The sequence below is a fragment of the Salinicola sp. DM10 genome (assembly GCF_017306975.2).
Classification (GTDB): Bacteria; Pseudomonadota; Gammaproteobacteria; order Pseudomonadales; family Halomonadaceae; genus Salinicola.
This window is the reverse complement of sequence record NZ_JAFLEN020000001.1, coordinates 124,734-151,253: the sequence shown is the minus strand read 5'-3', so window position 1 is coordinate 151,253 and position 26,520 is coordinate 124,734. Positions and strand designations below refer to the sequence as shown.

Annotated in this window: 18 protein-coding genes; 2 read left to right on the top strand and 16 right to left on the bottom strand. The window is 67.0% G+C overall.

All coding sequences use genetic code 11. The features are described 5' to 3' along the window. Positions 1 to 3: 3 nt before the first annotated feature. From ppc to cysM, 5 genes are all read right to left on the bottom strand, one after another. On the bottom strand, positions 4 to 2,688 hold the full coding sequence (gene ppc / locus J0A90_RS00620) for a phosphoenolpyruvate carboxylase (protein WP_207037254.1): 2,685 nt from the start codon (positions 2,686 to 2,688) through the stop codon (positions 4 to 6). 266 nt (positions 2,689 to 2,954) lie between these two features. Beyond that, positions 2,955 to 3,815, bottom strand: coding sequence for a nucleoside triphosphate pyrophosphohydrolase (gene mazG, locus J0A90_RS00615; protein ID WP_370635702.1), 861 nt, complete (start codon positions 3,813 to 3,815; stop codon positions 2,955 to 2,957). Further along, positions 3,812 to 6,061 (bottom strand): GTP diphosphokinase, encoded by a 2,250-nt coding sequence (gene relA / locus J0A90_RS00610; RefSeq protein ID WP_207037255.1) that lies wholly within the window; start codon positions 6,059 to 6,061, stop codon positions 3,812 to 3,814. The genes mazG and relA overlap by 4 nt, the downstream gene beginning before the upstream one ends. 122 nt (positions 6,062 to 6,183) lie before the next feature. Then, positions 6,184 to 7,581, bottom strand: coding sequence for a TRAM domain-containing protein (locus J0A90_RS00605; RefSeq protein ID WP_233076381.1), 1,398 nt, complete (start codon positions 7,579 to 7,581; stop codon positions 6,184 to 6,186). Positions 7,582 to 7,588: 7 nt separating this feature from the next. Beyond that, positions 7,589 to 8,485 carry a cysteine synthase CysM gene (cysM, locus tag J0A90_RS00600; protein WP_207037257.1) on the bottom strand — a complete coding sequence of 299 codons (897 nt, stop codon included), beginning with the start codon at positions 8,483 to 8,485 and terminating at the stop codon, positions 7,589 to 7,591. 421 nt (positions 8,486 to 8,906) lie between these two features. Between cysM and J0A90_RS00595 the strand changes: the two genes are divergently transcribed. Continuing rightward, complete coding sequence (locus tag J0A90_RS00595) at positions 8,907 to 11,393, top strand: Hpt domain-containing protein (protein ID WP_207037258.1); 2,487 nt, start codon at positions 8,907 to 8,909, stop codon at positions 11,391 to 11,393. Between the two features lie 57 nt (positions 11,394 to 11,450). Here the strand turns inward: J0A90_RS00595 and pdxJ are convergent, their stop codons facing one another. The 9 genes from pdxJ to rpoE all read right to left on the bottom strand — a co-directional run bounded on the left by pdxJ (position 11,451) and on the right by rpoE (position 20,923). After that, positions 11,451 to 12,263, bottom strand: coding sequence for a pyridoxine 5'-phosphate synthase (gene pdxJ / locus J0A90_RS00590; protein WP_207037259.1), 813 nt, complete (start codon positions 12,261 to 12,263; stop codon positions 11,451 to 11,453). Between the two features lie 114 nt (positions 12,264 to 12,377). Next, positions 12,378 to 13,085, bottom strand: coding sequence for a DNA repair protein RecO (gene recO, locus J0A90_RS00585; RefSeq protein WP_207037260.1), 708 nt, complete (start codon positions 13,083 to 13,085; stop codon positions 12,378 to 12,380). 9 nt (positions 13,086 to 13,094) lie between these two features. Further along, positions 13,095 to 13,994 (bottom strand): GTPase Era, encoded by a 900-nt coding sequence (gene era, locus J0A90_RS00580; protein WP_035470005.1) that lies wholly within the window; start codon positions 13,992 to 13,994, stop codon positions 13,095 to 13,097. Beyond that, on the bottom strand, positions 13,991 to 14,686 hold the full coding sequence (gene rnc, locus J0A90_RS00575; RefSeq protein WP_207037261.1) for a ribonuclease III: 696 nt from the start codon (positions 14,684 to 14,686) through the stop codon (positions 13,991 to 13,993). The genes era and rnc overlap by 4 nt, the downstream gene beginning before the upstream one ends. Positions 14,687 to 14,845: 159 nt before the next feature. After that, the gene (gene lepB / locus J0A90_RS00570) at positions 14,846 to 15,634 is read right to left on the bottom strand and encodes a signal peptidase I (protein ID WP_207037262.1); all 789 of its coding nucleotides are present in this window, start codon (positions 15,632 to 15,634) and stop codon (positions 14,846 to 14,848) included. An 11-nt stretch (positions 15,635 to 15,645) separates the two neighbouring features. Continuing rightward, the gene (gene lepA / locus J0A90_RS00565) at positions 15,646 to 17,463 is read right to left on the bottom strand and encodes a translation elongation factor 4 (protein ID WP_207037263.1); all 1,818 of its coding nucleotides are present in this window, start codon (positions 17,461 to 17,463) and stop codon (positions 15,646 to 15,648) included. A gap of 194 nt (positions 17,464 to 17,657) precedes the next feature. Next, positions 17,658 to 19,082, bottom strand: coding sequence for a DegQ family serine endoprotease (locus tag J0A90_RS00560; protein WP_207037264.1), 1,425 nt, complete (start codon positions 19,080 to 19,082; stop codon positions 17,658 to 17,660). A 322-nt stretch (positions 19,083 to 19,404) separates the two neighbouring features. Then, positions 19,405 to 20,148: a sigma-E factor negative regulatory protein gene (locus J0A90_RS00555; RefSeq protein ID WP_207037265.1), complete on the bottom strand. Its 744-nt coding sequence runs from the start codon at positions 20,146 to 20,148 to the stop codon at positions 19,405 to 19,407. A 169-nt stretch (positions 20,149 to 20,317) separates the two neighbouring features. Beyond that, a complete protein-coding gene (gene rpoE / locus J0A90_RS00550; protein WP_207037266.1) occupies positions 20,318 to 20,923 on the bottom strand; it encodes an RNA polymerase sigma factor RpoE in 606 nt (201 codons plus the stop codon). Between the two features lie 384 nt (positions 20,924 to 21,307). Between rpoE and J0A90_RS00545 the strand changes: the two genes are divergently transcribed. Next, on the top strand, positions 21,308 to 22,390 hold the full coding sequence (locus tag J0A90_RS00545; protein ID WP_207037267.1) for a 3-deoxy-7-phosphoheptulonate synthase: 1,083 nt from the start codon (positions 21,308 to 21,310) through the stop codon (positions 22,388 to 22,390). Positions 22,391 to 22,571: 181 nt separating this feature from the next. Here J0A90_RS00545 and dinG read toward each other — a convergent pair whose 3' ends face one another. Together dinG and J0A90_RS00535 are read right to left on the bottom strand one after the other, a co-directional pair. Continuing rightward, positions 22,572 to 24,716 carry an ATP-dependent DNA helicase DinG gene (gene dinG, locus J0A90_RS00540; RefSeq protein WP_207037268.1) on the bottom strand — a complete coding sequence of 715 codons (2,145 nt, stop codon included), beginning with the start codon at positions 24,714 to 24,716 and terminating at the stop codon, positions 22,572 to 22,574. Positions 24,717 to 24,941: 225 nt separating this feature from the next. Then, positions 24,942 to 26,231 carry a DEAD/DEAH box helicase gene (locus tag J0A90_RS00535; RefSeq protein WP_233076378.1) on the bottom strand — a complete coding sequence of 430 codons (1,290 nt, stop codon included), beginning with the start codon at positions 26,229 to 26,231 and terminating at the stop codon, positions 24,942 to 24,944. Between the last annotated feature and the right edge of the window lie 289 nt (positions 26,232 to 26,520).

Sequence of the window (26,520 nt, the reverse complement as noted above, 5' to 3'; positions counted from 1 at the left end):
GCCTCAGCCGGTATTGCGCAGTCCGGCGGCGATACCGGCCATGGTGACCATCAGCGCCCGCGAGAGCGCCGGGCTGATGTCGCCGTCGGCATCGCGGTTACGCTGCAACAGCTCCGCCTGCAGCCCGTGCAGCGGGTCGATGTAAGGATTGCGCACCTCGATCGCCTGACGGATCAGGGGCGTATCCTCGAGCAGCGTGCGCTGATCCAGGATCTGCAGCAGCACCGCTTCCAGGTCGACCAGACGCTGGCGCAACGCCCCGCCCAGCTCGCGCAGCGCCGGGGCATCGACCAGCCGCTCCTCGTAGTAGGCGGCGATCTGACCATCGGACTTGGCCAGCAGCATCTCCAGCATGTCCAGGTAGGTGCGGAAGAACGGCCACTGTTGGCGCATCTCGCGCAGCCGGGCCAGGCCGCCCTCCTCGGCCACCCGGGTGGCGAAGGCTTCGCCACTGCCCAGCCAGGCCGGCAGCATCAGCCGGATCTGTGTCCAGGCAAAGATCCAGGGGATCGCGCGCAGCGTCTCGATGCCCCCCTGTTGACGCCGCTTGGCCGGGCGCGAGCCCAGTGGCAAGCGGCCCAGGGCGCTCTCCGGGGTCACCGCGCGGAAGTAGTCGACGAAGTCCGGATTCTCGCGCACCACGCCGACATAAGCCGCGTGGGCCACATCGGCCAGGCGATCCATCTCCTCGCGCCAGGCCGGCTGCGGCGCCGGCGGCGGCAGCAGGGTCGCCTCCAGCACCGCGCAGGTGTAGATCTCCATCGAACGCAGCGCGATATCCGGCTGCCCGAACTTGAAGCGGATCATTTCGCCCTGCTCGGTGACCCGAAGACTGCCGTTCACCGAACCCGGCGGCTGCGACAGGATGGCGGCATGGGCCGGGCCGCCGCCGCGCCCCACGGTACCGCCACGGCCGTGGAACAGGGTCAGCGCCACGCCGCCCTCGCGGCACACCTCGACCAGCCGCTCCTGGGCGCGGTACTGGGCCCAGGCCGCCGCTAGCTGGCCGGCGTCCTTGGCCGAGTCGGAGTAGCCGATCATCACTTCCTGATAGTCACCGGCGATCGCCCGATACCCCGGCAGCGCCAGCAGCCGCTCGATCACCGCGCCGGCGCGGTCGAGATCGTCAAGGGTCTCGAACAGCGGCGCGATGGGCAGATTCAGGCCCTCGCCGGCCTCCTTCAGCAGCAGCGCCACCGCCAGCACGTCGGAGGGCTGCTGGGCCATCGAGATGATGTAGGTACCCAGCGCCTCGCGCTGCTCGCGACCGATCACGCGGAAGGTGTCGAGCACCTCGCGCGCCTCGGCGGAGCAGGTCCAGCGCGGCGGCACCAGCGGCCGCGGCGAGGCCAACTCGTCGAGCAGGAACTGCTGGCGCTGCGCTTCCGGCCATTCCAGATAGCTGCCGAGCTCGAGATGACGGGTCAGCTCGTCGAGGCACTGGGCGTGGCGCGAGCCATCCTGGCGCACGTCGAGCTTGGCCAGAGTCACCCCGAACACCCCGACCCGGCGCAGGGTATCGAGCAGCACACCGTTGGCGATGGTCTCCAGACCGACGTCACACAGCGAGCGGTAGCAGGCCAAGAGTGGCGCATGCAGCTGGGCGCGGGTCTCGATGATCGGGGCATCTGCCACCGGTTCGCCATCGAGCCGGGCGCGGGCCCAGGCGCGAGTCGCCTCCAGCCGGGTGGTGAGCTGCTTGAGCAGGGCGCGGTAGGGTTCGGGATCGTCGCCCACCTCGGCGCGCAGGGCGTCGCTGGCCTGCCACATCGACAGCTCGGCACGCAGCTGCTCGAGATCGCGCAGGTAGAGATCCGCGGCCATCCAGCGGCCCAGCAGCAACACTTCCTGGGTGACCGCCGCAGTGACGTTGGGGTTGCCGTCGCGGTCACCGCCCATCCACGAGGCGAAACGGATCGGCGAGGCGTCCAGCGGCAGGCGCTCGCCGGTGGCGTCGAGCAGCAGCGCATCGAGATCACGATGGAAAGTCGGCACCGCCTGCCACAGCGCGTTCTCGATCACCGCGAAGCCCCACTTGGCCTCGTCCACCGGTGTCGGCCGCTCATGACGAATCTCGTCGGTATGCCAGGACTGGGCGATCAGCTCCTCGAGCCGTCCCTGGGCGCGCTGCAGCACCTCGGGGTGTTCAGCGCTGGTCTCGATCCGACTCAGGCACTCGTCGATGGCATCGTACTTCTGGATCAGCGTGCGCCGGATGACCTCGGTCGGGTGCGCGGTCAGCACCAGATCGACACGCATCCCGGCCAGCGCATCGACGATCTCGCGGGGCGACTTGCCGGCAGAAGCGATACGTCCGATCAGCTCGCCCAGATCGGGCTGGGTGCCGGGGCGGTAGTCCTCGACCCGACGAAAGCGCGCTCGATAGTGCTGCTCGGCGATGTTGGAGAAGTTCAGAAACTGGTTGAAGGCGCGGGTCACCGGCAGCAGCTCGTCATCGGGCAGCGCGCGCAGATAGTCGATCAGCGCGTGGCGATCGGACGCCTCGGCACGCTGGCGCCCCTGCTTGGCCAGCGCGCGGATCGCCTCGATGCGATCGACGAAATCGGCGCCCATGTCGTTGGCGATGGTTCTGCCCAGGCTATCACCCAGCAGCCTGACGTTTTCCCTGAGCGATTCGTGCAGCGAAGTGTCGTGGTCCGACGTCCTGGTGTCTTGCTCTGAACTCATGAAAGTTCCTCTGCGGGCGGCGATGGGCGATGGCGACGCCCGGCCTGACGACGACAGATGCGCCGGCAACAAGCCGGATGACGCAGACAGTATGATCCAGAATAGCCACAAGCGAGGCACACCTGGCAAGCGCCCTCGCGCACTGATTCTCCTGCCGGGGGCAAGCGCCGCGGTCGCGTTCGGCTAGCGCACGCCCATTTATGCTGGTGCTCCCGCGGCCAGTCCTGCTGGCACTCCAGCCTCTATTGCTGCTGGCGCTCCCGCGGCTAGTCCTGCTGGCGCTCTCGCGCCTTGGCCGCCTGCCAGTGGCGCTCCATCTGTGCCAGCGTGGCATCACCGGGGGTGACACCCTCTTGTGCCAGGCCATCCTCGACGTGGCGGAAGCGGTGCTCGAACTTGTGGTTGGTGCGCCGCAGCATCTGCTCGGGGTCGCACTTCAGCCGCCGTGCCAGATTGACCACCGCGAACAGCAGATCGCCCACCTCGGCCTGGGCGTGCTGGCGATCGCCGTCGGCGAGCGCCGACTCGACTTCCGCCAGCTCTTCCCGAATCTTGTCGATGACGCCGTGCTCGTCGGGCCAGTCGAAGCCCTGGCCGGCGGCGCGCTTGCTCAGTTTGGCCGCGCGGGTCAGCGCCGGCAGCGCGGCGGGGATGTCATCCAGCGCCGAGGGGCGTTGCGTCGCCTGAGCGCTACGCGCCTCGCGCTCCTCGGCCTTGAGCGCTTCCCAGCGCGCCTTGACCTCGGACTCGGCGACGGCGCCATCGCTGCGCCGCGAGGTCAGGGTGCCGTCGGGAAACACATGCGGATGGCGGCGCAGCATCTTGGCGGTCAGGGTGTGGACGATGTCGGCGAATTCGAAGCGCCCCGCCTCGCGCGCGAACTGACTGTAATAGACCACCTGGAACAGCAGGTCGCCGAGCTCACCGGGCAGCTCGGCGAAGGCGCGGCGCTCGATCGCGTCGGCCACCTCGTAGGCCTCCTCCAGGGTGTGCGGCACGATCGAGTCCCAGTCCTGCTTGAGGTCCCACGGGCAGCCGTCACGGGGGTCGCGCAGCACCGCCATCAGCGTCAGCAGATCGTCGAGGGTGTAGCGTTGGGTCGCGGTGCTCTCGTCGGTCAGGCTCACTGGATCTGTCCCTGGCGCAGGCGTTTGACATCGATCACGTTGGGCAACTGCTGGATACGCGAGAAGATACGCTCCAGCGCCTCGAGCCCATCGACCTCGAGGGTGATGCGCATGCGCGCGATGTTGTCGTGCTTGTCGGTGGCGGTATTCACCGAGGTGACGTTGATCCGGTCGCTGGAGAGCACGTGGGTGACATCGCGCAGCAGTCCCGAGCGGTCCCAGGCTTCGATCTCGATATCCACCGGATACTGGGTTCGCGCGCGGTCGCCCCACTCGACGTCGACGATGCGCCGCGGCTCTTCGCTGCGCAGCTGCAGCACGTTGGCGCAGTCCTGGCGGTGGATGGTGACCCCGCGCCCCTGGGTGATGTAGCCGATGATCTGATCGCCGGGCACCGGGTGGCAGCAGTTGGCCATCAGCGTCTTGAGGTTGCCCACGCCGAGGACGGTGATACCGTCGCCGGCCTCCCGCGACGGCTGGCGCTTGGGCTTGGTCAGCAGACGGTCGAGCTGCTCCTGGTCGTCGCTCTCGCCGAACTTCTGCTGCGCCTGGTGCAGCACTTGGCCGATGCGCAGGTCGCCGGCGCCGATCGCCGCGTACATGTCCTCGGCGCTGGTGTAGTTGACCGTCTCGGCGAGCCGGGTGAGATCGATGCCTTCGATATCCAGACGCCGGAACTCACGATCGAAGATCGCCTTGCCCTCTTCCAGGTTCTGCTCGCGCGCCTGCTGCTTGAACCACGCCTGGATCTTGGCCCGCGCCCGCGAGGTGCGCACGTAGCCCAGATTGGGGTTGAGCCAGTCACGGCTGGGGGCACTCTTGGTCGCGGTGAGGATCTCCACCTGCTGGCCGGTCCGGAGCAGGTAGGTCAACGGCACGATGCGCCCGTCGACCTTGGCCCCGCGGCAGCGATGGCCGATCTCGGTGTGCACGCGGTAGGCGAAGTCGATCGGCGTCGCCACCTGCGGCATGTCGATGACGTGACCATCGGGCGTGAACACATAGATACGATCCGGGGCCACGTCGCTGGAGAGCCCTTCGCGGAAGTCGCCGACGTCGCCGACCTCCTCCTGCCACTCCAGTACCTGGCGCAGCCAGGCGATCTTCTCTTCGTAGCTACGGCTCTTGGGATCGAGATCGGTGCCCTTGTAGCGCCAGTGGGCGCAGACCCCGAGTTCGGCCTCTTCGTGCATGGCGAAGGTCCGTACCTGGATCTCCAGCACCTTGTTCTCGGGGCCGAAGACCGCGGTGTGCAGCGACTGGTAGCCGTTCTTCTTGGGGTTGGCGATATAGTCGTCGAACTCGTTGGGCACATGGTGCCAGCGCGAGTGCACCACCCCCAGCGTGGTGTAGCAGTCGGCGATCTCGGGCACCAGGATGCGCACCGCACGCACGTCGTAGACCTGGGAGAAGTCGATGTGCTTGCGCTGCATCTTGCGCCAGATCGAATAGATGTGCTTGGCGCGGCCGTCGACCTGGTACTGGCTGATCCCCTGACGCTCGAGCAGCGTCTCGAGGGTGGCGACCACCTCCTTGATGTAGCGGTCGCGGTCGAGGCGCTTCTCCGCCAGCTGCTTGGCGATCGACTTGTATTCGCTCTCGTGGAGATAGCGGAAGGCCAGGTCCTCGAGCTCCCACTTCACCTGGCCGACGCCGAGCCGGTGTGCCAGCGGCGCGTAGATATCGAACACCTCGCGCGCCACCCGCAGGCGCTTCTCGCGCGAGGCATCCTTGACCTGACGCAGGGCACAGGTGCGCTCGGCGATCTTGATCAGCGCCACGCGCACGTCGTCGACCATGGTTACCAGCATCTTGCGCAGGTTCTCCTGCTGGTTGTGCTGGGAGAGCCCCTGCTTGGGCGCCTGCAGCTGGCTGATCGCGGCCATGCTGAGCACGCCTTCGATCAGCTGCGCAACCTCCCGCCCCAGGCGCTTGGCCACGCCCTCGACGCTGATCAGGCCCCGGCGCACGCTGCGATAGAGTACCGCCGCCTCCAGCGTCGGCTGATCGAGCCGTAGCTGGCTTAAGATATCGGCCATCTCCAGACCGGTGAGCAGGCTCAGCCCGGGTACACTCTCCTGAGCCGTCGCCTGCGGGTTCTCCCCCACGGCGCGCGCCAGCTCGCACGCCTGACGCATGCGCTGCGGGTCACGCAGCGTCACTTCGTCGTTCAACCGCTCGAGCCATCCCTCGAGATCGATACCGCCGGGGCCGACCGACGGCTGATCCTCACGCACCTTGACCATGCCTGTCCTCGCCTCCTGGAGCCCCTTGATGCCGCCGCCTGCCGCTGAACGGCAGGCCCCGCGACACCGGGCTTCCGTTGTTCGTGATAATAGCTGTCTAGTCGCTTGCGCGTTGATTCAAGTCAATCGTGATCGGTACCGCCGGCCCCGAGCGCCACCTCCGGGCGCGTGAACAGCGCCAGCGACTCCAGATGCGCGGTGTGCGGGAACATGTCGGCGATCGCCAGCCGTCGCAGCACCAGGCCACCGGCCACCAGATGCGCCGCATCACGCGCCAACGAGGCCGGGTCACACGAGACGTAGAGCACCTGCGCCACCTCGCTCTGCGCCACCCGCCGGCAGAGCGCATCGGCGCCATCCCGCGGCGGGTCGAGAATCAAGGTGTCGTGCTCCGCCAGCAGTGCCTCCAGAGCCGAGTCCGGTGCACTCAGGTCCGCCTGCACCGCCGTCACCGCGGGAAGCGCATTGGCGTCGGCGTTGGCACGCAGGCGCTCGACCATCGTCTGGCTGCCCTCGACGGCGGTCACCGCCGCCACCTCGCCGGCCAGCGCCAGCGAGAAGTTGCCGATGCCGGCGAACAGATCGAGCAGCCGCATGCGCGGTGTCGGTGTCAGCCAGGCGCGGACCGTATCGATCAGACGCTGATTGATCTCGGCGTTGACCTGGACGAAATCCCCCGGCGCCAGCGCCAGCGTCACCGCATGGGCGGCGCCCTGCACCCTCACCGCCAGCGTGGGCGACGCGCCCAGCCAGTGCAGCTGCGGCTGCTCACGGCCCTGCAGCTGGGCCACCGCGACGCCATGGCGCTCGCCGAAGCGCCGCCAGCGCTCACTGTCCTCGCTCACCTCGCGCAGTTGGCGCACCACCACCACCGGCACGGCGTGGTCATCCAACAGCAGCTCCAGATGGCCGACATGGCGCGGCACGGCCAGCGTTGCGAGCAGCTCGCGCAGCGGCGCCAGCAGTGCGGCGAGCGCCGGTGTCAGCACCATGCAGCCGACGATATCGACCAGTTGGTCGCTGCCGCGGGCGCGGAAACCGAGATGCATGCGCCCCTCGCCGTCACGCTTGACGCCGAGCCGCGCGCGCCGGCGGTAGCCGACATCGGCGCCGGCGATCAGCCCCACTTCGCCGGGGGATTCGATGCCCTGCCGGGCGAGCAGCTCACCCACCACCCGGCGCTTGTGCTCGCGCTGGGCGGCGATATCCATGTGCTGCAGATCACAGCCGCCACAGCGGTCGAAATAGACGCAGGGCGGGGTGACCCGCTCGGGCGCGCTGACCAGGCGCTGGCGCACGTGGGCCTCATCGAAGCGCCGCCGCTCACGATGCACCGCCACCTCGACCCGCTCGCCGGGCAGCGCGCCGCTGACGAACACCGTCTTGCCGCTGGCCGCACGCGCCACGCCGCGACCGTCGTGGGCCAGGCGCTCGATATACAACCCCGGCGCTGCGATTTTCCCGCTGGCGGCGGCCATGCTTTCCCGTTTGCGCACCGGCGTGCGGCGTTTCCCCAGCATCGCCATCTCAGGCGTCCGGGGCGTAAAGGCCGGTGGAGAGATAGCGATCGCCACGGTCACACACGATGAACACGATCACCGCGTTGTCGACCTCCTCGGCGATGCGCAGCGCTCCGGCCAGGGCTCCGCCGGAGGAGACGCCGGCCAGGATGCCCTCTTCGCGCGCCAGCCGGCGCATGTGATGCTCCGCCTCGTGCTGCTCGATATCGAGGATGCGGTCGACCCGGGCAGGCTCGAAGATGCTCGGGCGGTAAGCCTCGGGCCAGCGCCGGATGCCGGCGATGCTGGCGCCGTCCGCCGGCTGCAGGCCGACGATCTCGATCGACGGGTTGCGCTCCTTGAGATAGCGCGAGGTGCCCATGATCGTGCCGGTGGTGCCCATGGAACTGACGAAGTGGGTGATGCGCCCGGCAGTCTGCTCCCACAGCTCGGGGCCGGTGGAGCGATAGTGCGCCAGCGGGTTGTCAACGTTGGCGAACTGGTCGAGAGACTTGCCCTCGCCACGGGCGATCATCGCATTGGCGAGATCGCGCGCGCCCTCCATGCCCTGCTCCTTGCTCACGCCGATCAGCTCGGCGCCATAGGCGGCCATCGCCTGCTTGCGCTCGCTGGAGGCGTTCTCCGGCATGATCAGGACCATGCGGTAGCCCATCACCGCCGCCGCCATGGCCAGCGCGATGCCGGTATTGCCGGAGGTGGCTTCGATCAGCGTATCGCCGGGGGCGATATCGCCGCGGGCCTGCGCCTCGCGCAGCATCGACAGCGCCGGCCGATCCTTCACCGAGCCCGCCGGGTTGTTGCCTTCGAGCTTGGCCAGCAGCGTGTTGTCGCGGCCGGCGTTGATGCGAGCGAGCCTCACCAGCGGCGTATTGCCGACGGTTTGCGCGAGCGTGGGAAATGCCATGGCAGATGTCCTAGCAGTCGGTATAGATGACGCGCCGTCACCGCCGGTGGCGGTGAACGCGAAAAACATCGTCCCAGTATATCGAACGCAGCGTATATCGAACACGACGCGCCGCCTGGGTCGCGACGTCGCACGCCACTAGCCGGGGCCGCCACACCACCGGCCAGCGCTGCCACGAGGGTCGCAGGACACGCGCCTGGCGGGCAGCGCTAGCCTGCCGCGACGCGCTGGAAAACGCAAAACGAATTCGCAACGCCGCGTAGTGATGGTTCAATAGGCAGCCGTGTACCGCTCGGTCGGGCGACCCGATCGGCGCCTGGCGGCGAGCGTCAGGCGGGCATCTCGCCTGCGCGCGCTACGGATCGCGCCGTATCGGCCGATAGATGCAACCTAATCGACATCATGGGGTTCGTTGCCGCCGATGCTCTCACGCTGGCTGACACGTCTTGCGCTGATCCTGGTGATCGGTGTCCTGATCCTGAGCGGGCGCCATCTGTGGCAGCTCGAGCAGGCGCGCGGCCAACGGGTGCCAGAACACCTGGGAACGATGAGTCGCGTGCTGGTCCCGACGCTCACCGAGGCGATTCGCGACGAGGATCACGCCACCCTTCACCGGCTCCTGATGCAGCTCTCGGACGATCCCGACATCCGCAACGTCACCCTGCGCAACACGAACGGCAGCGAAGTCGACTACAGCGGCGAGGCTCCCGGTCCGCCGCCACGCCCGCTGAACGCCGATGCCCGTGGCTGGCACGCGGAGTCCGCACAGCGCTGGCTGCTGCCGATCGACTGGCTAACCCCCGCACAGCTACCGCAGCGCCTGTGGCTGGACATTCGCCTGAGCCCCGACGCGGTCGACATCGATGAGCGCTCGCGCTACCACATCCTGACCCTGTCACTCTCGGGTCTGAGTCTACTGCTGCTGCTCGGCGCAGGCGTGGCCCGGCGACGCCACGGGGCTTCGCTGCACCACGCCGCGGATCGGCGCGCCGGAGCAGCTGGCGACCCGAGCAACGGCGGGCGCGCGCCCGGCGAGACGGCCCTGGGAGCGATCCCCCCCGCGCCCATCGCGACGGATGCCCCACCCACTCGCTGGCCCGATTCCGCCAATGAGATCAGCGATCTGGCCTACGTCAGTCACGAACTGCGTGCCCCGCTCTCCGGCGTGCTCGGGCTCTGCCGGCTGCTCGAGAACAGCCCCCTCGACGCGCGTCAGCGCGAGTGGCTGCGGCATATCCATCTGGCTTCCAACGGTCTGCTGGATACCGTCGATCACGTGCTCGGCGACGAGCGCCGCCGGCAGACGGAGACCACCTTCGATATCGCCGATCTGCTGTGGGAGGTTAACTGCCTGCAGACGCCGCTGGCGCAGGCCCGCGGCATCACCCTGCTGGGCATGGTCTACGACGACGTGCCACCGCGCCTGATAGGCCAGCCGGTGGCCCTGCGTCAGCTATTGACCAATCTGATCAGCAACGCAGTCAAGTACGGCGCCGCAGGTGATGTGGTGACACGTGTCACGCTGGCGAGCCGCGACGCCGAGCGCGTACGCCTGACGCTCAGCGTCAAGGATGCCGGCTGTGCCGAGGGTAGCGACCGCGAGCAGCTGCGCCGAGCCCTGGCCGCACCCATGGAGACCGCGGGGCGCGGCAGCGGTCTCGCCGTGTGCCGGCGGCTGACGCGCGAGATGGAGGGCGAGCTACGTCTCGGCAACGATGGCAGACACGGCAACAGCGTGGTCGCCAGCGTCACGCTGGGCGCCTGCGAGCCGTTCATCAGGCCCGCCGAGTTCGACCTCGGCCAGGCGCGGATCGGCCTCTATCAGCGCCATACCCGCCTCGATCATCTGCTCGCCTACGCGCTCAAGCGCTGGTCGGCCCGAGTGCAGCCGATCACCCACGCCGATGCTCTGATACAGGACCGCGAGCCGCCGGCGCTGACGCTGATCGGGCTCGATCAGCAGGATCTCGAGCCGGCGGCGCGCGACGCCTGGCAGCGCCGCTTCGACGCCATGGCCAGACCCTGCCTGCTGGTGGTCAACGCCGAGCCGACCCAGCCGCTGCCGTGGCGTCTGCCGGTCGGCAGCAGCGTGCTGCGACTGCCGATCTCACGCTATCTCCTGGGGCGCACCCTGGCGGGCATGCTCGATGCCGCCGGGCGCCAGGCGAACAGCGACCAGCCGCGCATTCTGGTGGTCGACGACGACGAGCTGAGCCAGCACTACCTGGATGCGCTGCTCCCGATCGTCGGCGCCAGCTCACTGGTGGCGGGCAGCGCCGAAGCGGCGCTGGCGCTGGCCGCCGGCCACGCCATCGACCTGGTGCTGATGGACCTGCGCCTGCCCGACGCTTCCGGCGCCGCGACCACTGCCCGTCTGCGTGCCCTTGGCGGGCGCTGGTCGCACCTGCCGATCGTCGCCATGAGCGCCAGCCCCGGCGCCGAGCTGCCCGAGCAGGGGCCCGGCGGATGCCAGCAGTTGCTGACCAAACCGATCGACGAGCGTCAGCTGCGGGCGCTGCTGATGCGCTACCTGCCCGGCGTCAGCGAGCCCGCCGACGAGCCGGCGCTGGCGGTGGTCGACCCCGACCTCGCCCTGCAGCTGAGCGGCGGCCGCGAAGCGCTGGCCGACGAACTGCTGGCCCTGCTGCTGAGCGAACTGCCGAACCACCGCCTGACGCTGGCGCAGGCGTGGCAGGCCGCGGATACCGACGCCCTCAGGGAGGCAGTGCATCAGCTCGGGGGCGGCTGCCGTTACTGCGGTGTGCCCGCACTGAGCGCCGCCTGCAGCGCGCTGGAGACCCGCCTGCAGCAGGCACCGCTGGCCGACTGCCGGCGCGAGTGGATGCAGCTCACCCATGCCTGCGACCAGCTCGCCGCCTGGGCCGAGCGGCGTCCCACGCCGCGCTGACGCGCGCGGTCGGCGCCCTGCTCACCGAACGGCCCTTATCGGGCGGGAACGCCTGCCTCAGTGAGCGTGGTCGTGGTCGTGGTCGTGGTCGTGGTCGTGGTCCTCATCATAGGACTCGAGCTGTGCTACCAGCCCGGCCTCCTGGCCGGCGACCATCAGTCGCTTCATCTCCGCCACCGCCTCCTTGAGCCCCACGAACAGCGCGCGGGCGATGATGCTGTGGCCGATATTGAGCTCATGGATTCCGGGAATCGCCGCGATCGCCTCGACATTGTGATAGTGCAGACCGTGGCCGGCGTTGACCACCAGCCCCAGCTCGCTGGCCAGCTCCGCCGCCGCGGCGAGACGCGCGTACTCGACGCCGCGGGCATCGCCACGGGCTTCAGCGTAGGCGCCGGTATGCAGTTCGATCAGCGGCGCCCCCACCGCCTGGGCGGCGGCGATCTGATCCGGCTCCGGATCGATGAACAGCGACACCCGGCACCCCACGGCGGCGAGCCGACGGCAGGCGTCCGCGATCGCGTCGCGCCCACCGATCACGTCGAGACCGCCCTCGGTGGTCAGCTCCTCGCGCTTCTCCGGCACCAGGCAGACATCCGCCGGGCGCAGGCGCTCGGCCAGCGCGATCATCTCTTCAGTGACCGCCATCTCGAGGTTCATGCGGGTATTGAGCACCGCCGCGATCAGCTCGACATCGCGCTCCTGGATATGCCGGCGATCCTCACGCAGATGCAGTGTGATGCCGTCGGCACCGGCCTCCTCGGCCAGCAGCGCCGCCTGCACCGGGTCCGGGTAGCGAGTGCCGCGGGCCTGACGCAGGGTGGCGATATGATCGATATTGACGCCCAGTTGGATGCGGGTGGTGAGCATGGGAGGTAACTCCTGTGGTTAAGGCGTGGGGGTGCAGTCAAGGGATGCGGCGAGCGGCGCGTTCGGCCAGCGCAAGGGGCACGCGAGGTCGGCGAACCAACGCCCACGCAAGAGTCAGGAGAGCCCGCGTCGGCGCTGGCTCAGGCGCTGCATCAGCTCGCGCGAGCGCAGCGGCTGCGGCCCCAGCAATGGCGCCAGCGCAGCCCGGGTCAGCGCCTTGCTGAGCCCGGCCAGACCGGGGGCGTCCCAGTCGCCGCGGGCGAGCAGCTTGAGCGTGCGCCCGTCCCAGCCCGGCGCGTCCGCCGCCACCGGCGAGAAACGCCGGCTCGACGGGCTGTAGGTGTAGCGTGTGGCGGGGTCGAGCGCGCGCTCGTCGATATCGGCGAACACCGGCTCGGCGTCGAGCGTCTCGAGCAGGGTGATCTCCAGGCGGCGCAGCGCCGTGGCGCGCTCGGCGGGCCGGGTCAAACGCTCCAGGGTCCAGGCATAGATGGCGAAGACCTCGCCCACCGGCAGCCCCACGGGCAGCGAACGGGTCAGCAGCTCGTTGGCGTAGAGCCCGCACAGCAGCCCCTCGCCGGCCAGCAGCACCGCACTCTGGGTAGTCTCCATCATGCGCAGACGCTTGAGGTCGCCCTCGCCGATCCAGGTGAGATGCAGCGGCGCAAACGGCTGCAGCTTGGCGCGGGACTTGCTGCCGGCACGCTGCACGCCCTGGGCCACGGCACGGATATGGCCATGTTCCAGGGTGAGCACGTCGACCAGCGCGCTGGTCTCGCGATAGGCGCGCTTGTGCAGCAGGTAGGCCGGCTGGGGTTGCATGCGCCTACCCTAGTCGAGGTCGTAGCCGAGACTCTTCAGCGCGCGGTCGTCGTCCGACCAGCCGCGCTTGACCTTGACCCACAGGTTGAGCATGACCTTGGCATCGAAAGCGCGCTCCATCTCCTGGCGCGCCTCGGTGCCGATCTTCTTGATCCGCTCGCCCTTGTCGCCGATCAGGATTTTCTTCTGGCCCTGACGCTCGACCAGGATCAAGGCGCTGATATGCACCACCCGGCCTTCGTCGCGAAACTCCTCGATCTCCACCGTCATCTGGTAGGGCAACTCGTCGCCGAGCTGGCGCATGACCTTCTCACGCACCAGCTCGGCGGCCAGGAAGCGCTGGCTCTTGTCGGTGATCTGGTCATCGGGGAAGTAGTGCATGCCTTCCGGCAGGCGCTTGGCCACCTCGGCCTCAAGCTCCGGCACGTTGGTGCCATGCTTGGCCGACAGCGGCAGGATCGCGGCGAAGTCGCGGCGCGCCGCGAGCGACTCCAGCCACGGCAGCAGCGAGGCCTTGTCCTCGAGCCAGTCGACCTTGTTGACCGCCAGGATCACCGGCGCCTCGACGTGGACCAGCTTGTCGAGCACCACCTGGTCCTCGTCGGTCCAGCGCGTGCGGTCGACCAGGAACACCACGCAGTCGACGTCGCGCAGCGCCTGCGACGCCGCCTGGTTCATGAAGCGGTTGATCGCCTTGTTGCGATCCCGGGTCTGAAGGTGCATGCCGGGGGTGTCGACGTAGATGAACTGCGCCGTGTCGACGGTCTTGATCCCCATGATCTGGTGCCGCGTGGTCTGCGGCCGCCGTGAGGTGATCGAGACCTTCTGTCCCAGAATCCGGTTCATCAGGGTCGACTTGCCCACGTTGGGGCGCCCGACGATGGCCACGAAGCCGCAGGTCTCAGTCATCCGCGCTTGCTCTTGGTAGGTTCGAGTTTGGCCAGCGCGAGCTCCGCCGCCTGCTGCTCGGCGAGACGCCGGCTGGTGCCTTCACCCAGGGTCGGCGATTCGCCGAGCATGGCGATATGGCACTCGACGCTGAAGGTCTGGGCATGCGCTTCGCCCTCCACCGAGGTCACCTCGTAGCGGGGCAGCGCCTGCTGGCGCGACTGCAGAAACTCCTGCAGCCGGGTCTTGGGGTCCTTCTGGGTGTTGTGCAGATCGATCGCCTCGAGCCGAGTGCCGAACCACGCCAGCACGCGGCTGCGTGCCACATCCATGCCGGCGTCGAGATAGATCGCACCGATCACCGCCTCGAGCGCGTCCGCAAGGATCGAGTCGCGCCGGTGGCCGCCACTCTTCATCTCCCCGGAACCGAGCCGCAGGCAGGCGCCGAGATCGAACTCGCGCGCCACTTCGGCCAGTGTCTGGCCCTTGACCAGTCCGGCGCGCAGGCGCGAGAGCTGCCCTTCGCGCGCCGCCGGGAAGCGCTTGAACAGCGCCTCGCCGATCACGAAATTGACGATCGAGTCACCCAGGAACTCGAGCCGTTCGTTGTTGGCACCGCCGACACTGCGGTGCGTCAGAGCCAGCTCCAGCAGCGACGGGTCACGAAACTCGTGACCGATACGTCGCCGGAAGCCTTGCAGAGGATCACTCACGTCATTCCCATTTTCATTGTCCGACGCAAAGCGGGCGCGGGTAGCCCCGTCGCCCGCTTTACGAGTGCATCGTGGTCGGGTCGTTGGTCGACCCGCCGTGGCGATACCGCGACTGCAGTGAACTCTAAAAGCCACCGCGGGCGGTTCGCGCTATGCGATTCAGTGTATCTGGCGCACCGTGCTGAAGCTAGGCAGACCGCCGTCCCAGTGCATCCACACTGCGAACGCCTTGCCCACGATATTGGCCTCCGGCACGAAGCCCCAGTAGCGGCTGTCGTTGGAGTGGTCGCGGTTGTCGCCCATCATGAAGTACTCATGGTCGGGCACCACGATCTCGCGCATCTGCGGCCCCGGCATGCTCGGGTTGTTGTAGATGTCGTGCTCGACCTGCCCCAGTTGCTCGCGCAGCAGCTCTTCGCCGGGGGCCTGCGCCGGGTCGGCGTCGACCAGGGTCTTGGGTACCGGCTTGCCGTTGACGTAGAGCTGCTTGTTCTCGTAGCGAATGTGATCGCCCGGCAGCCCGATCACCCGCTTGATGAAGTTGACCGAGGGGTCTTCCGGGAAGCGGAACACCATGACGTCGCCGCGTTGGGGTTCGCCGAGATCGGCGATCTCGGTGTTGATCACCGGCAGGCGCAGACCGTAGGCGAACTTGTTGACCAGGATGAAGTCACCGACCTTGAGGGTCGGGCGCATCGAACCCGAGGGGATCTGGAACGGCTCGACGACGAAGCTGCGCAGCACCAGCACGATCAAAAGCACCGGGAAGAACGAGCGCGCGTAGTCGATCGGCCACGGATCCTTGTAGGTCACCGCCTCGCTACTGCCCTTCTCTTCGGCGGCGGCGCGCTGACGCTGACGACGGGCACGGCGCCAGAAAAGACTATCGAGTAACCACACCAGCCCCGTGATGGCGACCGCCACCACCAGTAACAACGAAAAATCCATGAGACCGTTTCCTACTCATTCACTTTGAGAACGGCGAGGAACGCATCCTGGGGGATCTCCACACGCCCCACCTGCTTCATGCGTTTCTTGCCGGCTTTCTGCTTCTCCAGCAGTTTCTTCTTGCGCGTGACATCGCCACCGTAGCACTTGGCGGTGACGTTCTTGCGCAGCGCCTTGACCGTGGAGCGCGCCACCACGTGCCCGCCGATCGCCGCCTGCACCGCGACGTCGAACATCTGCCGCGGGATCAGCTCTTTCATCTTCTCGACCAGCACGCGCCCACGAGCATGGGCGTGGTCACGATGGATGATCAGCGCCAGGGCATCGACGCGGTCGCCGTTGATGAGGATGTCCAGACGCACCAGCTTGGCCGCCTCGAAGCGCTCGAAGCTGTAGTCGAGCGAGGCGTAGCCCTTGGAGATCGACTTGAGACGGTCGAAGAAGTCCATTACCACTTCCGCCATCGGCAGCTCGTAGACCAGCTGCATCTGGTTGCCCAGTACCTGCATGTCGAGCTGCACGCCGCGCCGATTGACGCACTCGCTGATGACGTTGCCGACGAACTCCTGCGGCACCAGGATATTGGCGCGCACGATCGGCTCGCGCATCTCGTCGACGTTACCCAGGTCGGGCAGCTTCGAAGGATTGGAGATGTAGACCAGCTCGCCGTCGTCCATCAGCAACTCGTAGATGACCGTCGGTGCCGTGGTCAGCAGGTCGAGGTCGTACTCGCGCTCCAGCCGCTCCTGGATGATCTCCATGTGCAGCGTACCGAGGAAACCGACGCGGAAGCCGAAGCCCAGCGCATCCGAGTTCTCGGGCACGTAGTCGAGCGAGGCGTCGTTGAGCGCGAGCTTCTCGAGGGCGTCGCGGAAGTCCTCGTAGTCATCGGAGCTGACCGGGAACATGCCGGCGTAGACCTGCGGCTTGACCTTCTGGAAACCGGGCAGCCGCGGTACGTCCTTGGTCTTGGCGTGGGTGATGGTGTCACCCACCGGCGCGCCGTGGATATCCTTGATACCGGCGATCACGAAGCCCACCTCGCCGGCGCGCAGGATGCCAGTGGAGTGCTGCTTGGGGGTGAAGAAGCCGATATCGGTCACTTCCCAATCGCGCCCGGTCGACTTCATGTGGATCTTGTCACCCTTCTTGAGGGTGCCATCGAACAGCCGCACCAGCGACACCACGCCCTGGTAGTTGTCGAACCAGGAGTCGATGATCAGCGCCTGCAGCTGGCCCTCGCGGTCGCCCTTGGGCGGCGGGATGTCGCGCACCAGGCGCTCCAGCAGCTTGTCGATGTTGAGCCCGCTCTTGGCCGACACCTGCACCGCATCGTGGGCGTCGAGACCGATGATCTCCTCGATCTCGTGGGCCACCTTGTCCGGATCGGCCTGGGGCAGGTCCATCTTGTTGAGGACCGGCAGCACCTCCAGGTTCTGCTCGATCGCGGTGTAGCAGTTGGCCACCGACTGCGCCTCGACCCCCTGCGCGGCATCGACCACCAGCAGCGCACCCTCGCAGGCATAGAGCGAACGCGACACTTCGTAGGAGAAGTCGACGTGACCCGGGGTGTCGATGAAGTTGAGCTGGTAGGTATGACCATCCTCGGCCTGATAGTCGAGGGTCACCGACTGCGCCTTGATGGTGATGCCGCGCTCGCGCTCCAGATCCATCGAGTCGAGCACCTGCTCTTTCAATTCGCGCTCGCTCAACCCGCCGCACACCTGGATGATGCGGTCGGCCAGCGTGGACTTGCCGTGGTCGATGTGGGCGATGATCGAGAAGTTGCGGATGTACTTGAGCTGTTCGTTGCTTGCGGCGTCTGCCATTGAGTCCTTACCAGTCGTTGTACGCGCAGAAGGTCGCGCCCCGAAGGGTTACGCATTACGCGGTTGATGACGAAATGGCGGCATTGTACCGACATGGCTGTGCCAAGGACAGCGACCGCGTGCGCCGTTGCCGCGCCACACGCGACGAGCCCCGCCGGGGGCGGGGCTCGTCGGGCACATGCGCGGCTGGAGCGTCACTCTTTGCTGTCGTGAGCCTTGAGCCGCAGGGCGACGAACAGCGAGTTGCCGTCGCGTGAGATGCGCACCGGCACCGCACGATCACCTTTGACCTGCTTGACCGCCTTGATCAGCGCATCCGCGCTATCCACCGGCTTCTGATCGAAGCTGACGATGACGTCGCCCGGCTGGATACCGGCGGCGGCCGCCGCACCGCGCGGATCGACTCGACGCACCAGGACACCGCTGCCGACCTCGAGCTGCTGCTTCTCCTGGGCGCTCAGATCGCTGATGGCGATACCCAGCTTGGTCTGGTCGTTGGTCGACTGACCGCCGGACGAGCCGTCGGCGCTCAGCGACTCGGGCCAGTCGCCCACGGTGACGTCGATGTTGCGGGTGTCGCCGTCACGCAGGACCTTGAGCTTGATCTCCGCGCCCGGGGCGAACTTGCCGATGATCCGCGGCAGCGTGGTGGAGTCGTCGACGGCATCCCCGTTGACGCTCAAGATCACGTCGCCGGCCTTGAGACCGGCTTTCTTGGCCGGGCTGTCGTCGCTGACGTCGGAGACCAGCGCACCCTTGGTGTCGTCGAGTCCGAACGACTCGGCCAGGTCCTTGGACACCGGCTGGATGACCACGCCCAGCCAACCGCGGCTGACGTGACCTTCGGTGCGCAGCTGATCGGCCACGTTCATCGCCACGCTGATCGGAATGGCAAAGGAGAGCCCCATGAAGCCACCACTGCGGGTATAGATCTGGGAGTTGATACCCACCACCTGGCCATCCAGATTGAATAGCGGGCCACCGGAGTTGCCCGGGTTGATGGCGACGTCGGTCTGGATGAACGGCACATAGGTGTCGCTGGGCAGGGTACGATTGATGGCACTGACGATGCCCGCGGTGACCGAGTGGTCGAAGCCGAACGGCGAGCCGATCGCCGCCACCCACTCGCCGACCTGAAGGTCATCGGAGTTGCCGATCTTGAGCGTCGGCAGATCCTTGGCATCGACCTTGAGCAGCGCCACATCGGTACGCGGGTCGGAGCCCACCAGCTTGGCCGGCAGTTCACGCCGATCGTTCAGGCGTACCATGATCTCGTCGGCGTTCTTGACCACGTGGGCATTGGTCAGAATGTAGCCATCGGAGCGAATGATGAAGCCCGAACCGAGCGACTTGCGCTCCTCTTCTGCCCCCGGCGCGCCGGGCATCGGTGGCATCTGGTCGCCGAAGAAGCGGCGGAAGATATCGGGAACATCCTGCTGCCCGAAGGGATCATCGGCGGCACTGACCGTGCTGGTCGTGGAGATGTTGACCACGCCCGGCGCCGCCTGCTTGACCAGCGCGGTGAAGTCCGGCAGATCGCTGGCGCGAGCCGCCTGCGTCGAGAGCAGCGCGATCATCAGCACCAGCCAGGGAGCGAACCATCTTGTCATACGTTCCATTAAACACTCCTAACACCATGAAGACTCGTCGCGAGCCATACGTTTGCGATGGCCGGCCCCGGCGAGAGATAACGCGGTCACAATGAACCCCGCCCAGGACACGGCGCCGGTGGCTTCATGCCGCCGCCACCCTCTTCATTGATGCGGAAAAAGCCGAAGAGTTCAACGAGATGTAAAGATTCTTTACCGCCGCGGCGCGCGCCGGTTGCCGTTGGGAGGGGAAGATATCCGGCAACGTAAGGGCTCGCGCCCGCGACTTGGAAACGCGCGGGGCGCGGCCGTCATGCGACGGCCGCGCCCCGTTGGCGCCGAAAGCCTCGCCTTAGCGCGTGGCAGAGGCGTCGATCGCGTGAAGCTGGCTGGCGTAGTTGCCGGAGCCGTGCAGCAACCCCAGGTCACCGTTACCTAGGGTGCGTCGCGCCAGGTAGGACTGCAGCGAAGCGCCCTGCTCCTGATCCAGGCCGGCGTCGCCGCTGGCGCTGAACAGCGGCAGCATGACGTCATCACCGATGGTCATCAGCCCGCGCTGCTCGCCACCGCCAGTGCCGGCGCCTGCCATCGAGAAGATCGGCATGCCGCTGGAGGCCGGCGCGCGCATCGATGCCGGAATCACGCCACTTTCACCGCCGCCGGAAGGAAGCGCGAAAGCGGGCTGCGCGCCAGCCGCCGGCGTGAGCGACTCACCGCTGGAAGCGATGTCGGCCGGTACGGCGGCATCACCGCCGAAGCCGTTGTAGACCTGCACGCCAGTGATCACCATCAGCGAGACCGCCGCGGCCACCGCCGCACCGCCCATGAAGGAGAACGAGTGACGGCGAGACGCCGTCGGCGCCTCGGCCACACCAGGGGCCGGCTCATCGGCGATCGCCGCCATCACGTCAGCGGAGATATCGATATCCACCACCGCCTCGCGTTCGCGCTGCATCATGCTGCGCGCCAGATGGTAGCGCCGCCAGGTGTCCGCCTCGCCGGAAGCCGTCTCCATCTGCTTGAAGACGCGCCGGAGATCGAACTCGTCGCCCTCGTCGTCCATCAACGCGGAAAACGACTCTCGTAACTGCTTCATAGTCACACCCTCACACTCGGCCAGTGCCTTGCCCGTGATCGCCGCCGGCAGCGTCGCCGGGCAACGACATCAGTGTCTCTTTCACACTCTATGACGCCGCAGGCGCACGACAGTTCATTTTCGATTCATGTTTATTTGCAGATCGAATACGTCGCCCGCTGCACACGCCTCAGCCGTCATTGGCGACACTGGAATCCCCCCGCTCCAGCAGCGGCTGGATATGCCTGTCGACCGCCTCCCGCGCGCGAAAGATACGCGAGCGCACGGTACCCACCGGACACTCCATGATGGTGGCGATATCCTCATAGGAGAGCCCGTCGAACTCGCGCAGGGTGATCGCCGTGCGCAGATCGTCGGGTAGATTGTCGATCGCCGCGAAGACCGCCGACTCGAGCTGATCGCGGGCAATCGACGCTTCGGGAGACTCGATGTCAGAGAGCCGCCCGCTCTGGTCGACCACCTCGGCATCGGCGATGTCGAGATCGCTGCCCGGCGGGCGCCGGCCGCGGGAGACCAGGTAGTTCTTGGCAGTGTTGATGGCAATACGGTACATCCAGGTATAGAAGGCGCTTTCGGCTCGGAAGCTGCCGAGGGCCCGATAGGCCTTGATGAAGGCCTCCTGGGCCACGTCCTGGACCTCGGCATGGTCCTGTACGTAGCGGCCGATGAGCCCCAGAATCTTGTGCTGATACTTCTTGACCAGAAGATCGAAGGCCCGGGTATCTCCCTTCTGGGCGCGCTCGACCAGCTGCTGATCGGTCTCTCTGGCACCCATTCAGGCACTCCACCGGTTCATGGGCGCGGCGCATCGGGGAACCAGCGGGTGACGATCGAGATATGACGGTGACAATACGCTCATGATTCAACCTGGAGCCGTGGGACTCGCGATTCAGTGACAGGCGTGCAACTTATAACAGAACCCCGGCATTTAACAGAAAGCCGGAGGCGGCACGCGGTGAAAGCCTGCCAGTCTTGCCGTTTTGGCGCCCGCCATCAAGTCGTCGACGGCCGTGTCGTCCGCCTTTACGGCCTGCGGAAAGTTGATTTTTGTCCTTCCAAGCCGCCATAGTACGCGCTCTACACGCAGACGCGCGTCGCTCGACGGCGCCATCTCCCACGCGTCCACGCGCGAACCATCGCAGATTTCAACGGGCCCAGCATGTCGGAACAGCAGGTCAACAATCTCAACGTCCTGGCGCAGGACGTTCTGATATCTCCCGAAGTGCTCAAGCAGCACATCCCGCTCAGCGAAGCCGCCGAGCGCACGGTCATCGAAGGCCGCCAGACCATCCAGCGCATCCTCGACCGCGAGGACCCGCGCTTGTTGGTGGTGATCGGCCCCTGCTCGATCCACGACCCCGAGGCCGCCCGCGACTATGCCCGGCGCCTGCGTAAGCTGGCCGATGCGGTGAGCGACAGCCTCTATATCGTGATGCGCGTCTACTTCGAGAAGCCGCGCACCACGGTGGGCTGGAAGGGCCTGATCAACGACCCCCATCTCAACGACTCGTTCGAGATCGAAGAGGGGCTGCACATCGCCCGCCGCCTGCTGGTGGATCTGGCCGAGATCGGCCTGCCACTGGCCACGGAAGCACTCGACCCGATCTCGCCGCAGTATCTGCAGGACTGCATCAGTTGGTCGGCGATCGGCGCCCGCACTACCGAATCCCAGACCCATCGCGAGATGGCCTCGGGGCTCTCCGGCCCGGTCGGCTTCAAGAACGGCACCGACGGCAGTCTGGACGTGGCGGTCAACGCGCTGCAGTCGGTGGCCAGCCCGCACAACTTCCTGGGCATCGATCAGGCCGGCAAGGTCGCGGTGATCCGTACCCGCGGCAACGCCTACGGCCATGTGGTCCTGCGCGGCGGCAACGGCAAACCCAACTACGACAGCGTCAGCGTCACCCTGGCAGAGCAGGAGCTGGCCAAGGCCGGTCTCAAGGCCAATCTGATGGTCGACTGCTCCCACGCTAACTCCAACAAGGACCCGGCACTGCAGCCGTTGGTGATGGAGAACGTGACTCACCAGATCCTCGATGGCAATCGCTCGATCATCGGCCTGATGATCGAATCCAACATCGGCTGGGGGGCGCAGAAGATTCCCGCCGACCGCAGCCAGCTCGAGTATGGCGTGTCGATCACCGATGCCTGCATCGACTGGCCCACCACCGAGCGCAGCCTGACCCAGATGGCCGAGCAGCTCGCACCGACGCTCAAGGCGCGACTCGCGCCCGAAAGCTGAAAAGCCCGGTTCTGACATGCCGACGCCCGCTGATCACAGCGGGCGTCGGCGTTTCAGGGTATCGAAAGCGGGTTCCAGAGCCTCGAAATCCAGAGCCCCGAAATCCAGAGCCTCGAAAAATGGTCTTCAGGGCAACGAAAAGTGAACGGCGCTGCGCAGACTGGCGCCAGCAACTGCCGGATCAGGAGGTTTCCCTGACCACCCCCTCGATCTCGCGCCGGAACGGCGGCAGCGCATCCAGCAGCGCCTTGCCGTAACGTCGGGTCAGCACCCGGCGGTCGAGCAGCGAGATACGCCCGCTGTCATTCTCCTTGCGAATCAGCCGACCGCAGGCCTGGACCAGCTTGATCGAGGCGTCCGGCACCGAGATGCGCATGAACGGATTGCCCCCCTGGCTCTCGATCCACTCCGCCAGCGTCGCCCCTACCGGATCGTCCGGTACCGAGAACGGCAGCCGCGTGATCACCACATGAGTGAGATAGCGCCCCGGCAGGTCGATCCCCTCGGCGAAGCTCGCCAGCCCGAAGATCAGGCTGCCCTGCCCCGCGTCCACCGCCTTGCGATGGCGCTCGAGCAGTTCGCGCTTTGGCAGGCGGTCCTGGGACAGCAGGCGCGACGCCCAGGGCTCGCCGAGCGCCTCGGCGACGCTCTTGAGCTGCTTGCGCGACGAAAACAGCACCAGGATCGCCTCGTCGTCCTCGCGCCCCTCGATGAACTGCACGATGGCCCGGTCGTGGGCCACCGGATCGCCGGGCTCCACCGCCTCGCGCGGCACGCTGAGAGTGGCGCGGGAGTAATCGAACGGGCTCGGCAGGCGCTGATAGCGGTAGCGATTGGCCAGACCGGCACGCTCCTGGAGACGTTCGAATCGATTGAGCGCGGTCAGCGTGGCCGAGGTCACCACCGCCCCGTAGCAGGCTCCCCACAGGTGGCGCGCCAGGGTCTCGGCGGCGGAGACCGGGCTGGCCGAGAAGGTCAGCTCGGGCTCGCTGCCGAAGCGCTCGAAGGTGAGCCAGCGCGCCTGGGGCTTCTGATCCGGCGGGTCCTCGCTGGCCATGGCCTGCCACAGCGCGTGGGCATCCAGCGCGCGCCCGTGGAGCAGCGCGCTGAGCGGCAGCCAGGGTTCGGCCTGCTCGCGGGGGAGTCCGGTGGACTTGTCCGGATCCAGGCTCTCGCGCAGGATCTCGGTCATCGTCTCCAGGTCGCGTGCCAGCGCCGCGAAGGGAATCACCAGCTGCTGCGCCAGCGCCACCAGCGGTGCCGGCGCACGGCCGTTGACGAAGCGATGATGCCGGGTCTCGTCGCCTGCGCCCTGCTCGAGCCCGGCGATCTGATGACCCATGGCGTAGGCCTCACCCAGACTCGGCTCGAGCGCTGCGATGCGCTCGGGAAAGGCCGCCAGCAGACGCGCCAGCGTGGGCTGGGCGGCGAGCGCGGTATTCAGTTCGGTGAGCGACTTCTTCAGCGTGCGCAGCCAGCGCAGGGTGCCATTGACGGCGAAGCGGTGGTGAAAGTGATCCAGCGCCTTGTCCGGAAGATGGTGCCCCTCGTCGAAGATGTAAATGCACTCCTTCGGCGGCGGCAGCACCATGCCGCCACCGAGGGCCAGATCCGCCAGCACCAGATCGTGGTTGGCGACCACGATGTCGGCCTGCTCCAGATTCCGCCGCGAGCGGAAGTAGGCACAGGCGCCAAAATGACCGCAGCGACGGTTGGTGCACTGGCGATGGTCGACGGTCAGGCGGCGCCAGTCGCGGTCATCGATCGCCACCGGCCAGCTGTCGCGGTCGCCCTCCCACTTGCCCGAGGCATAGGTGTCGGCCATCTCCTGGATCAGCTGCGGGAAGTCGCCACCGGCATCGGTCGCGATGGTCTGCTCGAACAGCGACAGCGTGGGATTGGGCTCGCTGCCCTCCAGCGCCTGGTCGAGCTTGGCGACGCACAGATAGCGCCCGCGCCCCTTGGCCAGGGCGTAGTCGAAATGGAGCCCGCTGTGCTCGCGCAGCCGTGGCAGATCCTGATTGAGCACCTGCTCCTGCAGCGCCACCGTCGCGGTCGCCACCACCAGCCGCTTGCCGCGCGCCTTGGCCACCGGCAACGCCGCCAGCAGATAGGCCAGCGTCTTGCCGGTACCGGTACCCGCCTCGAGCACGCAGACGTGCTCCTGAGAGGTACGCCGCCCCTGATCGTCGTGCTCGATCCCGGCCAGGGTGCGCGCGATCTCTGCGATCATCAGCCGCTGGCCATAGCGCGGCGTGAGTTCAAGACCCTCGAGCGTACGTCGGTAGGCGTCCTGAATCTCCTGCTTGAGCGTCTCGTCGAGCATGCGGGTTCCGGACGGGCCGGCCTGTGTGGGGAAGGCAAGGTGACCGCTCACGGGGGAGAGCGGTCGGTTCGGGGTCGCTCAGGGAAGCGCTGAATACATCGGCGAGCGAGATGAAGCGCAAGGCGCATGGAACGCAGAAAACGAGACATAACATGAAGTTAGGCGAGTTTTCGAGTACCACGCAACGAAGCGATTCGCTCGCGCAGGCATTTATTCAGTGTTTCCTCAGACGAGCATCGACTCCGGCGGCTGCTCGCACGGCAGCTTATCCTTGATATAGGCCTCGATCTCGGGCAGCGAGAACGCGTCCTCCTCGCCGACGAAGCTGATCGAGACTCCCTTGGCGCCGGCGCGACCGGTACGACCGATACGGTGCACGTAGTCTTCCGGGTCCTCGGGCAGGGTGTAGTTGACCACGTGGCTGACATCCTCGATATGAATGCCGCGCCCGGCGACATCGGTCGCCACCAGCACCTGGATCTCACCCTCGCGGAACTTCTCGAGCGTGCTGATACGCTGATTCTGCGGCACGTCGCCGGAGAGCATCGCTACGTTGATGCCCGCCTCGCGCAGCAGTCCATCGAGCTCACGCACCAGATCGCGGCGGTTGCCGAAGACGATCACGCGCTCCATCGACTCCTGCTTGAGCAGGTTGATCAGCAGCCGGCGCTTGTCACTGTCGCTGACCAGATAGACGCGCTGATCGATGTTGGCGGCGTTCTCGGTGGTCACCTCGATCTCGACGTGGGCCGGATTGTGGGTCCACTGCTCGGACAGGTTGAGAATATCCGGGGTAAAGGTCGCCGAGAACAAAAAGGTCTGGCGCTCTTCACGCTTGGGCGTGTAGCGGATGATGCGCTTGACGTCGGGGATGAAACCCATCGACAGCATGCGATCCGCTTCATCGAGCACCAGCACCTCGACCTGGGAGAGATCGATGTCGCGCTTCTGCTGGAAGTCCAGCAGCCGGCCCGGCGTGGCCACCAGGATGTCCAGGTTCTTGCCCAACTGCTCGCGCTGCTTCTGGTAATCCATGCCGCCGACCACGCTCGCCACGTTGAGCGTGGTGAAGCGCGCCAGCGCCTTGGCGTCCTTCTCGATCTGCAGCGCCAGCTCGCGGGTGGGGGCGACGACCAGTGCCCGCGGCGTCCCCGGCTTCTGGCCGTCCGGAGCCTCCTCCTCGAGGAAATAGGCGAGCATCGAAATCAGAAACGCGGCCGTCTTGCCGGTACCGGTCTGCGCCTTGCCCACCACGTCGCCGCCGAGCAGCGTGTGCATCAGCGCTTCGGCCTGGATCGGGGTGCAGTACTCGAATCCCTCGGCGTGGATGGCGCGCATCAGCGCCAGCGGCAGATCGAAATCGTGGAACCGCCAGCGGCCGGCCACGGGCGCGACCGGGAACTGATCCAGCGACCAGCCGTTGGCGTTGCGCGACTGCGATTTACGAGGCTTGCGTCGACGCCGCTTGGGTCTGCGGTTCTGTGCCGGTGCCTGGGTGTTGTCCGACTCACTCATAGTTATGACGAATGTCCGAATTCGATTGACGGTGAAGCCCGCGCGGGTATGGAGAGCCGCCGAAGCAGTGCTGGCGCTCGATCCGACACCACCGCCTGGTGCCGCCGCTGGCGGCAGGCCAAGGCCCGGCGTCGGCGCGGGCAAGCCCCTAGTGTACCAGCCTGGGTGCGTGACGTCGCCAGCCGGGCGGCGAGCCCGGCCTGTCAGCCGCGTTGGGGCCTGTTAGAATGGGTGGCATGAGACGACAACGCCCCGGCACTCAGGCCGCGGGCGCCGCTAGCAAAGGCCG

Excerpts from the sequence above, each read along its gene's own strand:
- ppc (WP_207037254.1), bottom strand. The coding sequence starts at position 2,688 with ATGAGTTCAGAGCAAGACACCAGGACGTCGGACCACGACACTTCGCTG.
- relA (WP_207037255.1), bottom strand. The coding sequence starts at position 6,061 with ATGGTCAAGGTGCGTGAGGATCAGCCGTCGGTCGGCCCCGGCGGTATC.
- J0A90_RS00605 (WP_233076381.1), bottom strand. The coding sequence starts at position 7,581 with ATGCTGGGGAAACGCCGCACGCCGGTGCGCAAACGGGAAAGCATGGCC.
- cysM (WP_207037257.1), bottom strand. The coding sequence starts at position 8,485 with ATGGCATTTCCCACGCTCGCGCAAACCGTCGGCAATACGCCGCTGGTG.
- J0A90_RS00595 (WP_207037258.1), top strand. The coding sequence starts at position 8,907 with ATGCTCTCACGCTGGCTGACACGTCTTGCGCTGATCCTGGTGATCGGT.
- pdxJ (WP_207037259.1), bottom strand. The coding sequence starts at position 12,263 with ATGCTCACCACCCGCATCCAACTGGGCGTCAATATCGATCATATCGCC.
- recO (WP_207037260.1), bottom strand. The coding sequence starts at position 13,085 with ATGCAACCCCAGCCGGCCTACCTGCTGCACAAGCGCGCCTATCGCGAG.
- era (WP_035470005.1), bottom strand. The coding sequence starts at position 13,994 with ATGACTGAGACCTGCGGCTTCGTGGCCATCGTCGGGCGCCCCAACGTG.
- lepB (WP_207037262.1), bottom strand. The coding sequence starts at position 15,634 with ATGGATTTTTCGTTGTTACTGGTGGTGGCGGTCGCCATCACGGGGCTG.
- lepA (WP_207037263.1), bottom strand. The coding sequence starts at position 17,463 with ATGGCAGACGCCGCAAGCAACGAACAGCTCAAGTACATCCGCAACTTC.
- J0A90_RS00560 (WP_207037264.1), bottom strand. The coding sequence starts at position 19,082 with ATGGAACGTATGACAAGATGGTTCGCTCCCTGGCTGGTGCTGATGATC.
- J0A90_RS00555 (WP_207037265.1), bottom strand. The coding sequence starts at position 20,148 with ATGAAGCAGTTACGAGAGTCGTTTTCCGCGTTGATGGACGACGAGGGC.
- rpoE (WP_207037266.1), bottom strand. The coding sequence starts at position 20,923 with ATGGGTGCCAGAGAGACCGATCAGCAGCTGGTCGAGCGCGCCCAGAAG.
- J0A90_RS00545 (WP_207037267.1), top strand. The coding sequence starts at position 21,308 with ATGTCGGAACAGCAGGTCAACAATCTCAACGTCCTGGCGCAGGACGTT.
- dinG (WP_207037268.1), bottom strand. The coding sequence starts at position 24,716 with ATGCTCGACGAGACGCTCAAGCAGGAGATTCAGGACGCCTACCGACGT.
- J0A90_RS00535 (WP_233076378.1), bottom strand. The coding sequence starts at position 26,231 with ATGAGTGAGTCGGACAACACCCAGGCACCGGCACAGAACCGCAGACCC.